Origin of the sequence: Phenylobacterium sp. (assembly GCF_016793285.1) — a bacterium.
Lineage (GTDB): Bacteria > Pseudomonadota > Alphaproteobacteria > Caulobacterales > Caulobacteraceae > Phenylobacterium.
Window position 1 is genome coordinate 1 of sequence record NZ_JAEUMO010000142.1, and the last position, 10,491, is coordinate 10,491.

Consider the following 10,491-nt stretch of genomic DNA (forward strand, 5'->3'; position numbering starts at 1 on the left):
GCCGGCCGGCCCAGCCAGCGCTCGGTCTCGGTGGAGAACGCCGGCATGGGCGACATGCTGGGCTGGGACGCCGAGCGCCTGCGCATCCTGATCGAGCGTCACCACCTGCACACGGGCAGCCGCCGGGCCGCCGAGATCCTGGAGAACTGGGATGCGGTGCTGCCGTCCTTCGTCAAGGTCATGCCGCGCGACTACCGCCGCGCGCTGACCGAGATGGCCAACGAACGCGCCGCCGGCGCCGCCGTCGCGGCCGAATAGCCTGTTCCGGTTGGGGGTTTTCTGAAGATGGGTAAGCCGACCGGCTTTCTGGAGATCGAGCGCCACGACCGCGCCTACGATCCGGTGTCCGACCGCCTGAAGACGTGGAAGGAGTTCGTCCAGCCGCTGCCGCAGCCCGAGCTGCAGTCGCAGGCCTCGCGCTGCATGAGCTGCGGGATCCCGTTCTGTCACCAGGGCTGCCCGGTGAACAACCAGATCCCGGACTTCAACGAGCTGGTCTACCGCGGCCAGTGGCGGGAGGCGCTGGAGAACCTCCAGTCCACCAACAACTTCCCGGAGTTCACCGGCCGCATCTGCCCCGCGCCCTGCGAGGCCAGTTGCACGCTGAACATCCCGGACACCCCGGTCACCATCAAGACCATCGAGTGCCAGATCATCGACCGCGGCTGGGACGAAGGCTGGATCGCCCCGCAGCCCAGTCCGCGCGGCACCGGCAAGCGCGTGGCGATCGTGGGCTCGGGCCCGGCGGGGCTCGCCTGCGCCCAGCAACTGGCCCGCGCCGGCCACGCCACGACGGTGTTCGAGAAGCATGACCGCGTGGGCGGCCTGCTCCGCTACGGCATCCCCGACTTCAAGATGGAGAAGCACCTCATCGACCGGCGCGTCCGGCAGATGGAGGGCGAGGGCGTGATCTTCCGCACCGGCTTCGAAGTGGGCCCTATGGTGAGCGTGCAGCGCCTGCTGGACGACTACGACGTGCTGGTCATGGCCTGCGGCGCCGAGGACCCGCGCGACCTGCCGGCGCCCGGCCGCGAGCTGGACGGCATCCATTTCGCGATGGACTTCCTGACCCAGCAGAACAAGCGCAACGCCGGCGACGACGAGGCGACCGCCGCGCCGGGCGGCACGCTGTCGGCCAGGGGCAAGCACGTGGTGGTCATCGGCGGCGGCGACACCGGCAGCGACTGCATCGGCACGTCCAACCGGCAGGGCGCGGCCTCGGTCACCCAGCTCGAGATCATGCCGGCGCCGCCCGAGCACGAGAACAAGGCGCTGACCTGGCCCGACTGGCCGCTGAAGATGCGCACCTCGTCCTCGCAGCAGGAGGGCGTCGAGCGCGACTTCGCCGTCGTCACCCGCCGCGCGGTCGGCAAGGACGGCAAGGTGGCGGCGCTGGAATGCGCCCGCGTCGAATGGGTCGACGGCAAGATGCGCGAGGTCGAGGGCTCGGGCTTCGAGCTGAAGGCCGACCTGGTGCTGCTGGCCATGGGCTTCGTCGGCCCGCGCAAGGCCGGCATCGTCGAGCAGAGCGGCGTCGAGCTGGACCCGCGCGGCAACGTCAAGGCCAGCGTCGTCGACTATCGCACCTCGGACGCGCGCGTGTTCGCCTGCGGCGACGCGCGGCGCGGCCAGTCGCTGGTGGTCTGGGCGATCCGCGAGGGTCGCCAGTGCGCCCGCGCCGTCGACCAGCACCTGATGGGCGCCTCGACGCTTCCGCGCTGACGGGGCTCGGCCAGGGCCGCCGGCCTCTACCGGTTGGCGCCGCGGCCATCCAGGACGTCCCTCACCTTGCGGGCGAGCTGCTCGGCGCTGAAGGGCTTCTGCAGGAAGGCCACGCCGAAATCCAGGACGCCGTTGTGGACGATGGCGTTGCGCGTGTAGCCGGTCATGTAGAGGACGCGCAGGTCCGGGCGCTGGGCGAGCACCTGGTCGGCCAGCATGCGGCCCGTCATCCCCGGCATGACGATGTCGGTGAGCAGCAGGTCGATGCGGGGCTGCTGGGCAAGCTGCTGCAGGGCCTGATCCCCGCTGCTCGCCTGCACCACGTCGTAGCCCAGCTCGCGCAGGCTATCGACGGTCACGCCGCGAACGCGCTCGTCGTCCTCCACGAGCAGGATGATCTCCCGATCCCGGGCGCGCGGCGGCGGCTCCGTCGTCGCGGGCGCGAAAGCCGCGTCGCCCGCCGCCTCGCCGGTCCAGCGCGGCAGGTAGATCTTCACCGAGGTCCCGCGGCCCACTTCCGAGTAGATCTTGATGTGTCCGCCCGACTGCTTGACGAAGCCGAACACCTGGCTGAGCCCCAGGCCCGTTCCGCGCCCGACCCCCTTCGTCGTGTAGAAGGGATCGAACGCCCGCGCGATGATCTCCGGCGGCATCCCGACGCCGGTGTCGGTGACGGAGATGAGGACGTACTGGCCCGGCGTCACCTCGGACTGCGCGCTCGCGTAGTCTTCGTCGAGGGAGGTGTTCGAGGTCTCGATCGTGAGGTTCCCGCCTTCGGACATCGCGTCCCGGGCGTTCACGCACAGGTTCAGCAACGCGTTCTCGATGAGCTGCCGGTCGACGTTCACGCGCCAGACCCCGCCGGCCAGGACCGTCTCGACCTCGACATTCTCGCCGATCGTGCGGCGCAGGAGTTCGGACATGCCGCCGACCAGCTTGTTCGGATCGAGCGGCCGGGGCGCCAGCGGCGCCTGGCGCGAGAAGGCCAGCAGCCGCGCGGTCAGTCCGGCGGCGTTCTGCGCGCCCTCCAGCGCGCTGTCGATGTAGTGCTGCGCACGGTCGGGGTCCGTCCTCAGCCGGCGCCTGGCCAGCTCCAGGCTTCCGACCACCACCGAGAGCATGTTGTTGAAATCGTGCGCGATGCCGCCGGTGAGCTGCCCGACCGCCTCCATCTTCTGCGCCTGACGCAGTTGCTCCTCCGCGCGTTCGCGGCCGAGCACCTCGGCCGTGAGCCGCTCGTTGACGGCGGCCAGTTCGTCGCGGCTGCGCCGCATCCGGCCGACCTGCCTGGCGGAATCGAGCACGATGAAACTGGTCAGGACCAGGAAGGCCACGGCGCCGACGGCGAGCAGGCCCTGCTGGATCGTGCGCGTTCTCGCGGCCGTGGCCTGGCGCGCGGCCAGAAGGGTGGCCTCGCGCTGGTTCATCCCGGCGATCTCGGCGCGGATCTCGCCCATGATCGACTTGCCGCGACCATCCACGAGGTACTCGACGGCCGCGGCGAGGCCCTGCGTCCGGCGCAGTTCGGACCCGACGGCCAGCCTCTCCAGTCGCTCCTGGATGAGGGGACGAAGCCGGGCGAGCGCGCCCCGCTGGTGGGCGTTGTCTCCGATCTTGGCGCCCAGCCCTTCCAGTTCGCCGGCGATCGAGGCGGCGGCGCGGCGGTAGGGTTCGAGGAACCGCGGCTGGCCCGTGAGCACGTATTCACGCTGCCCGGCCTCCGCGTCCTGCAGCGTCGACAGCAGGCGCGAAAGATCGTTCTGCACCTCGAGCGTGTGGCGAACCCACACCTCGTCCCGCCGCTGGCCCTCGGAGACGATCAGGGCGCCGAACAGCAGGACGGCCAAGAGGGCGAGCGCGCCGGCGAGCAGCGTGGTCGGATGTCGAAGCCGTTGCCGCATGCGCCGTCGCCTTCGGGTGAGAGAGGAGTTGTCTGTGTTGCGCCGACGCCGGCGCGGATGCGCGAACAGGAACGTGGTCCCGGCTTGGCTCCCGCAAGCCTGGCCTGATCTGGCTCCACAGCAGGCGAGGGAGTCAACTCCGGCATGGACGGCCGCGTCCCCGGCCCGAAGCCGGGGCCCGCGGCGCGCCCGGGACGCTCGCCGGTCCTCGTGTCGGCCCAGAACGCCGATTGCGCCCCAGATCGGGGCGGCTCGGTCGCAAGCTAGCGCTGAAGGTTGGCGGCCGGGTCGAAGGACTCGAACCTGCGGCTTCCACTTTAGGAAAGCGACGGACGACGTATAAGCAATTGAGTTAACTACAATATCATATCCGATTCAGAACTGTTCGGGACTGGTTTTGACCCTGGAGTCCCAAACACATTCCCAAGCGCCGCTCACGTCCGATTGCCTCACCGCCGAGGCAGAGACTCAGCTACGAAGGCATGATGCCAAGCTGAGACTGCGATGCTCGTGCCCGATGACGTAGAACGATTCGTCCCCGAGGATTTGCGGAGGACCTATGAGGTGATCAGTGTGCGCGGCGCGGCCGCGCTCCTGCACACCAATCATCGCGACCTGTTTGAGGAACTGCTGGTCTCGCTGCGTGAGTTCACGTTCCCGGAAGCATACGCCGTCAAGGCTGGCGGCAACGGGTCTCAGATCACGGCGACCTTCAAAGAGATTTTCCAGAAGAAGGGTTGGAAGGAAACGCGGATCGCCGCAGACCTTCTGGTCAAGAAGTACCACGGCAAGAAGCTCACCAAGCCAGTGGAAGAGTTCATGCTTGAGGGCTTCGTTGGCGGCCACAAGATCGACTTCGTGAAAGACCGGCTGGCCGTTGATTTCGAATGGAACAGCAAAGACCAAACCTACGACCGTGATCTGTATGCGGCCCGCGCCTTCTATGAATGCGGCGTGATCGACGCCTTCGTGATCGTCACGCGTTCCGAGGCGCTCGACGCCATGTTTGCTCGGCTCGGGATCAGCAAGAAGTACGGCGCGAGCACGACTTGGATGGGTAAGCTGCTTCCCCGGATCGCGGGGGGTCGGAATGGCGGGTGCCCGGTGTTGATCTTTGGGATCACGCCAGAGATTGTGACGGCCTCCCCAGCCGGTGAGGTCATGGCGGCAGCGGCCGAGCCCGACGTGCCCGTAGCGGATGACGATGATGCTTGACGCCACCCTCGACATGGCTCGCCGCCTCAGGGGAAAGCGGTTCCACACCGTGCTTGCCGACCCGCCGTGGCAGTTTCAAAACCGGACTGGCAAGATGGCTCCGGAGCATCGGCGCCTCAATCGCTATGGGACGATGGACCTAGAGGCGATCAAGGCGCTGCCGGTTGAGGACTACGTCCAGGACCCGGCGCATTTGTATCTTTGGGTGCCCAATGCTCTGCTACCCGAGGGGCTGGAAGTCATGAAGGCCTGGGGGTTCAGCTACAAGTCGAACCTCGTCTGGTACAAGACGCGCAAAGACGGCGGCCCGGATGGACGGGGAGTTGGCTTCTACTTCCGAAACGTGACTGAACTTGTGCTATTTGGCGTTCGGGGCAAGAACGCCCGCACGTTGCAGCCGGGCCGTACTCAAGTAAACGTCCTCGCGAAGCAGAAGCGTGAACACTCGCGCAAGCCCGATGAGATGTACGACCTCATTGAGGCGTGCAGTCCCGGCCCGCGCCTGGAGTTGTTCGCGCGCGGCTCCCGCCCCGGCTGGTCGACCTGGGGCAATCAAGCCGACGACTATGAGCCCAATTGGCCGACGTACTCCAACCACTCCCAGGCGAAGCGGGCGTAGGCAGGATTGCTTTGCAGCGTCGGTAACGAAGTTGGCGACCCCGGCAGGACTCGAACCTGCGGCTTCCACTTTAGGAAAGTGGCACTCTATCCGGCTGAGTTACGGGGCCAACCACGTTTTCGACCAAGGCGGCCGAAGGCGGCTCGATGCCACGGCCCGCATGGCCTGCCAACCGCGAACAGAAGCCCAGCCTCCGAAGCGCTGAGAAAAAGTCCGAGACAGGAGTGGCAAGCGGGCGCGCTCCAAGCTCTCTGATGTTTGTTCGGCGTCGAGACGTCAGACGAAGACGCCCGGCGCTGGGCCGGGCGTCTCGCGTTCGGATCGGCGGGGAAGGCTCAGGCCGCGACGGCGGCGGTCTTCACCAGCGACTTGTTGAGCATGGCGATGGCCGCGTCGCGGTCGATCTGCTCGATGGCGGCGACCTCGCGGGCCATGCGGTCCAGGGCCGACTCATAGAGCTGGCGCTCGGAGTAGGACTGCTCGGGCTGGTTCTCGGCGCGGTGCAGGTCGCGCACCACCTCGGCGATCGAGATCAGGTCGCCCGAGTTGATCTTGGCTTCGTACTCCTGGGCGCGGCGCGACCACATGGTGCGCTTCACGCGCGCGCGGCCCTTCAGGGTGGTCAGCGCCTTGGAGACCACGCCGGTCTCGGCCAGCGGGCGCAGGCCGGCGGTCTTGGCCTTCGCGGTCGGAACGCGCAGCGTCATCTTCTCGTGGTCGAAGGTGATGACGTACACTTCAAGCTTCAGACCGGCGACTTCCTGGGTCTCGATCCCTTGCACCTGGCCCACGCCGTGGGCCGGATAGACGACGTGATCGCCGACCTGGAAATCCGTACCGCTCTTGCTCATTGGAGACCTCTCACATCCATCCGCGCCTGCAACGCGGAGTTATGGTCCAGCTTCCGGATACGCGACAAAGCCACCTCGACCGCGAAGGGGATCGCGGCGGCGACGTCATTGTAAAACCCGAAAACTGACCTCTTAAGACACCCTTCGCCCGATCCGGCATGGCCGGCGGTTCGTTCTTGATCCGAGTCCGACGCGGGCGAAGCCTTTCGTGTCGCGTCGCCTGGGACGCTAACACAAAAGACAACCGAATGAAAGGGTTGGCCCGGCCCTGGGAGGGGCCGGCTTCCGGAAGGCCTAGGACCCGCGCCCCGGCTTCTCGGAGAAGTATTTCTCGAACTTGCCCGTTTCGCGCTCGAAAGCTTCCTTGTCGGCGGGGGGCTCGCCCTTGACGGTGATGTTGGGCCAGACCCGCGAGTACTCGGAGTTGATCCGCAGCCACTTGCCGTCGGCGTCGTCCTCGGTGTCGGGCTTGATGGCGTCGACGGGGCACTCGGGTTCGCAGACGCCGCAGTCGATGCACTCGTCCGGATTGATCGCCAGGAAGTTCTCGCCCTCGTAGAAGCAGTCCACCGGACACACTTCCACGCAGTCCATGAACTTACATTTGATGCACGGGTCCATCACGATGTAGGTCATGGCGGCGGCTTGAAACTCCGGCAGGTCCGCGAGGTCGGGGCGTGGGTTTTTCCTGGCGCGGGGCCCGAAAGTCAATGCCGCCGGCCGCCAGCTTTTCTGCAAGCCCGGTCAGCCGGAGGCGCCCGCGGGCCGCGGCGGCCCCGGCCGCGCGGCCGGGCTCAGGCTCCGTCCAGCGTCGAGTAGAGGGTCCGCGCCTCGGTCGCGGGGCCGCGGCGGTCGCCCATGGCCTCGACGCGCACGGCGACCAGGCGGCCGCCGAGCGCGAACACCAGCCGGTCGCCCACCCTCACGGGCCGCGCGGGCTTGTCGAGGCGGTGCTCGTCCTGGCCGGGGCGGGCGAGGCGCACGCGGCCTTCCTCCAGGAACTTCGCCGCCATCGAGCGGGTCCTGAAGAACCGCGCGCGCCAGAGCCAGACGTCGGCGCGGCAGGCGTCGGGTTCGCTCATCCGGGCCTGGCCGCCTTGCGCCGGCGCCGGCGGCGGGGCGGCGCGGGCCGGTCGCGCAGCGCGGCCAGCGCGGCGAACGGGGAGTGCGCCGGGGTGGCGGCCTTGTGCTCGACCGCGAAGTCCTTCTCGAAGCGGCGCCGCCAGACGCTCGGGCCCTCGCCGGCCTTCGCGGCCGCGGCGTAGCCCAGGCCCTTCAGGATCGCGCGGGCCTCGTCGTGGCTCCAGCCCAGCGCGTTGCGGGCGTCTTCGGACAGCACCACGCCGCCGTTCTGCCGCGCGCCCGCCCGCAGGGCCTCGTCGAGCTGCTCCAGTTGTTCGACCGGGACCGACAGGCCGCGCACGGCGCGCAGACCGTAGGCGGACAGCGCGCGCGCGGCGGGCGCCGGCGTGGGCAGCCGGGCCGGGCGGTCGACGGCGGGGCGCCAGTCCGGCGCCTCGCGGCGCGCCAGCGCCTGGGCGAGCGCGCGCGCCTCGGGCCGCAGCAGGCTGGGCAGATAGAGCGAGAAGGCGCCGATCCGCACGCCCAGGCCGCGCAGGATCCGGCGCTCGACCGGGCTCAGCGCCCGCACCTCGGCGCGCACCGCCGCGCGGTCGACGACGCCGCCGGCCTCGACGAGCCGGAAGGCGAGCCCGCGGGCGAGACCCTTAACCTTGCCGTCGGCGACGGCGGCCTCCAGCTTGCGGATGGCCGGCAGGCGGCGGCCCGCCTCGCTCGCGACGAAGGCCTCCAGGCGCTGCTGCGCCCGCTGCCGCGCGCTGTCGGGGCCCAGTTCGCCCAGCAGCCGCACGCGCGGCCGGAACGGCTCGCCGCCCGCCAGGACGCCGGCGACCTCCCCCTTCCACAGCACCGCCCCGTCGGGGCCCAGCGCGAACCCCTCGTCCGCCTCGGCCGCCAGCCGGCCCAGCCGCCGCACGATCTCGGGGCCCACGGCATGCTGCGCCGCGGCCCGCAGCGCCTTCTCCTCCAGCGCGCTGCCGCCCTGCGCCGGCTCGAAGCTGACGCCCGTCAGCCGCCCGACGAAGTGGCCTTCGACCGTGACCGTCCCGTCCGCCGCCACGCCCGCCAGCATCTCCTCGCGCACGCGCAGCCCGCGCATCAGCGCGCTGGTCCGCCGGTCGACGAAGCGCGCCATCAGCTTCTCGTGCAGGGTGTCGGAGAGCCGGTCCTCGAGGTTGCGGGTCCGGCCCTGCCACTCCGCCGGGTCGGCCAGCCAGTCGGGCCGGTTGGCCACGTAGGCCAGCGTGCGCACGCTGGCGAGCCGCGAGGCCAGGGTGTCGATCTCGCCGTCGGTGACGTCGAGTTGGTCGTACTGCCGCGCGATCCAGTCGTCGCCGATCCGCCGCCCGCGCTCGGTGAGCTGCAGGAAGAAGGCGCGCACCAGGGCCACATGCTCCTCGGCCGCCACCTTGCGGAAGTCCGGCGTCTGGCAGACGTCCCAGAGCCGCATCAGGTTGGTGCGGTCCTTGGCCCGCGTCCGGATCGTCTCGTCCTCGCTCAGCGCCTTCAGCGTCGTCTCGTCCAGCGCCTCGGCCGACAGCTTCAGCCCCGGCCGCTCGGGCGGCATCGCCAGCGACGCCTGCAGGGACTTCAGCGCGCTGAAGTCGAGTTTCGAGTTGCGCCACTCCGCGCCCGCGATGGGCTCGAAGCTGTGGGTCTCCACCGCCTCGACCAGGTCGGGATCCATGTCCTCGGCCTCGCCGGTGACGCCGAACGTGCCGTCCTTCTGGTAGCGGCCCGCACGGCCCGCGATCTGGCCGATCTCCTGCGGGTGCAGGAAGCGCGTGCGGCGGCCGTCGAACTTGCGCAGGCCCGCGAAGGCCACGTGGTCGACGTCCATGTTCAGGCCCATGCCGATGGCGTCGGTGGCCACCAGGAAGTCCACCTCGCCCGACTGGTAGAGCGCCACCTGGGCGTTGCGGGTGCGCGGGCTGAGCGCGCCCATGACGACGGCGGCCCCGCCGCGCTGGCGGCGGATCAGCTCGGCGATCGCGTAGACGTTCTCCGCACTGAAGGCGACCACGGCCGAGCGGCGCGGCAGCTTGGTCAGCTTCTTCGGCCCGGCGTAGGTGAGCCGGCTGAAGCGGTCGCGCGTCTGGATCTCGGCGTGGGGCAGCAGGCGGCGCACCAGCGGCGCCATCGTCCCCGCGCCCAGCAGCATGGTCTCGGCCTTGCCCCGCGCATGCAGCAGGCGGTGGGTGAAGACATGGCCGCGCTCGGGGTCGGCGCAGAGCTGGATCTCGTCGACCGCCAGGAACTCCACCTCGACCGACAGCGGCATCGCCTCGACCGTGCAGACGTAATACTGCGGCCGCGGCGGGACGATCTTCTCCTCGCCGGTGATCAGCGCTACGCAGCGGGCCCCGCGGGCCTTGACGATACGGTCGTAGATCTCGCGCGCCAGCAGCCGCAGCGGCAGCCCGATCATCCCGGACGCGTGCCCCAGCATCCGTTCCACCGCCAGGTGGGTCTTGCCGGTGTTCGTGGGCCCGAGCACCGCAACGAGGTGCGACGGCGCGGCGCCCGACGGGCGATGGCTCATGGCCCTAACGTGGGGCGGCGGCGAGAGTCGGGCAAGCGGGGCCGACGTCGCAGTCGGAGATGTGCCGCGCGATGTCGCATTTCGGTCAGCCCGCACGTCCTTGAGGAGGCAAAGACCCGCTTCCAGGACCTCCCCCATGACAAGCGACATCATCGAAGGCGAGTTCCGGGTGGTCGCGATCCGCGAGCGGCCGCCCGTCCGGCCCTCACCGAAGCGGCGCCGCGTCCTCTTCCGGATCGCGTTCTGGCATTCGGCCGTGCTGATCGCGCTGGTCGCGGCGCCGCTGTTGCGGGGTTAGCCACAGGCGGTCACGGCGGAGCGACGCAAGGCCGTTGCGCGTTCCGCCCAGAAGACTAGGGTCGCCGGCCTTCAGTCCGGGGAATTCGCGCAATGATCGACCGCCGCCAGATCCTTCTCAGCACGCTGGCGGCCGGAGCCGCGGCCGCGCCGTTGCCGGCCTTCGCGCTGGAGGGGGAGGGCGTCAGCGATCCGAAGCTCGCCAGGCTGCTGGACGCCTTCGTCGAGGAGATCCTGGTCGACAACCCCGAGACCGCCACGGGC

Annotated in this window: 10 protein-coding genes and 1 tRNA gene; 5 read left to right on the forward strand and 6 right to left on the reverse strand. The window is 69.6% G+C overall.

The features are described 5' to 3' along the window. Both JNL41_RS13375 and JNL41_RS13380 read left to right on the forward strand, forming a co-directional pair. The coding region (locus JNL41_RS13375) for a hypothetical protein (protein ID WP_293475684.1) at positions 1-258 on the forward strand (258 nt) is incomplete at its 5' end. 27 nt (positions 259-285) lie between these two features. Beyond that, the gene (locus JNL41_RS13380; RefSeq protein WP_293475686.1) at positions 286-1,722 is read left to right on the forward strand and encodes a glutamate synthase subunit beta; all 1,437 of its coding nucleotides are present in this window, start codon (positions 286-288) and stop codon (positions 1,720-1,722) included. Positions 1,723-1,748: 26 nt separating this feature from the next. Here the strand turns inward: JNL41_RS13380 and JNL41_RS13385 are convergent, their stop codons facing one another. Beyond that, a complete protein-coding gene (locus JNL41_RS13385; protein ID WP_293475688.1) occupies positions 1,749-3,623 on the reverse strand; it encodes a CHASE3 domain-containing protein in 1,875 nt (624 codons plus the stop codon). 504 nt (positions 3,624-4,127) lie between these two features. Between JNL41_RS13385 and JNL41_RS13390 the strand changes: the two genes are divergently transcribed. Both JNL41_RS13390 and JNL41_RS13395 read left to right on the forward strand, forming a co-directional pair. After that, positions 4,128-4,838 (forward strand): BglII/BstYI family type II restriction endonuclease, encoded by a 711-nt coding sequence (locus JNL41_RS13390; RefSeq protein ID WP_293475690.1) that lies wholly within the window; start codon positions 4,128-4,130, stop codon positions 4,836-4,838. Continuing rightward, positions 4,831-5,457, forward strand: a complete 627-nt coding sequence (locus tag JNL41_RS13395; RefSeq protein ID WP_293475692.1) for an MT-A70 family methyltransferase — start codon at positions 4,831-4,833, stop codon at positions 5,455-5,457. The genes JNL41_RS13390 and JNL41_RS13395 overlap by 8 nt, the downstream gene beginning before the upstream one ends. 32 nt (positions 5,458-5,489) lie before the next feature. On the opposite strand, the gene JNL41_RS13400 is transcribed toward JNL41_RS13395, so the two are convergent. The 5 genes from JNL41_RS13400 to JNL41_RS13420 form a co-directional block, all read right to left on the reverse strand. After that, positions 5,490-5,566, reverse strand: a tRNA-Arg gene (locus JNL41_RS13400). A gap of 226 nt (positions 5,567-5,792) precedes the next feature. Continuing rightward, positions 5,793-6,308 (reverse strand): CarD family transcriptional regulator, encoded by a 516-nt coding sequence (locus JNL41_RS13405; protein ID WP_293475694.1) that lies wholly within the window; start codon positions 6,306-6,308, stop codon positions 5,793-5,795. A gap of 294 nt (positions 6,309-6,602) precedes the next feature. After that, the gene (gene fdxA, locus JNL41_RS13410; protein ID WP_293475696.1) at positions 6,603-6,944 is read right to left on the reverse strand and encodes a ferredoxin FdxA; all 342 of its coding nucleotides are present in this window, start codon (positions 6,942-6,944) and stop codon (positions 6,603-6,605) included. Positions 6,945-7,102: 158 nt separating this feature from the next. Further along, positions 7,103-7,390, reverse strand: coding sequence for an RNA-binding S4 domain-containing protein (locus JNL41_RS13415; RefSeq protein WP_293475698.1), 288 nt, complete (start codon positions 7,388-7,390; stop codon positions 7,103-7,105). Continuing rightward, positions 7,387-9,930 carry a helicase-related protein gene (locus JNL41_RS13420; RefSeq protein ID WP_293475700.1) on the reverse strand — a complete coding sequence of 848 codons (2,544 nt, stop codon included), beginning with the start codon at positions 9,928-9,930 and terminating at the stop codon, positions 7,387-7,389. Before JNL41_RS13420 ends, JNL41_RS13415 begins: the two co-directional genes overlap by 4 nt. Before the next feature lie 136 nt (positions 9,931-10,066). Between JNL41_RS13420 and JNL41_RS13425 the strand changes: the two genes are divergently transcribed. Beyond that, positions 10,067-10,228 (forward strand): hypothetical protein, encoded by a 162-nt coding sequence (locus tag JNL41_RS13425; RefSeq protein ID WP_293475701.1) that lies wholly within the window; start codon positions 10,067-10,069, stop codon positions 10,226-10,228. The last annotated feature ends 263 nt before the right edge of the window (positions 10,229-10,491 follow it).

Excerpts from the sequence above, each read along its gene's own strand:
- fdxA (WP_293475696.1), bottom strand. The coding sequence starts at position 6,944 with ATGACCTACATCGTGATGGACCCGTGCATCAAATGTAAGTTCATGGAC.
- JNL41_RS13415 (WP_293475698.1), bottom strand. The coding sequence starts at position 7,390 with ATGAGCGAACCCGACGCCTGCCGCGCCGACGTCTGGCTCTGGCGCGCG.
- JNL41_RS13380 (WP_293475686.1), top strand. The coding sequence starts at position 286 with ATGGGTAAGCCGACCGGCTTTCTGGAGATCGAGCGCCACGACCGCGCC.
- JNL41_RS13385 (WP_293475688.1), bottom strand. The coding sequence starts at position 3,623 with ATGCGGCAACGGCTTCGACATCCGACCACGCTGCTCGCCGGCGCGCTC.
- JNL41_RS13405 (WP_293475694.1), bottom strand. The coding sequence starts at position 6,308 with ATGAGCAAGAGCGGTACGGATTTCCAGGTCGGCGATCACGTCGTCTAT.
- JNL41_RS13420 (WP_293475700.1), bottom strand. The coding sequence starts at position 9,930 with ATGAGCCATCGCCCGTCGGGCGCCGCGCCGTCGCACCTCGTTGCGGTG.
- JNL41_RS13395 (WP_293475692.1), top strand. The coding sequence starts at position 4,831 with ATGCTTGACGCCACCCTCGACATGGCTCGCCGCCTCAGGGGAAAGCGG.
- JNL41_RS13425 (WP_293475701.1), top strand. The coding sequence starts at position 10,067 with ATGACAAGCGACATCATCGAAGGCGAGTTCCGGGTGGTCGCGATCCGC.
- JNL41_RS13390 (WP_293475690.1), top strand. The coding sequence starts at position 4,128 with ATGCTCGTGCCCGATGACGTAGAACGATTCGTCCCCGAGGATTTGCGG.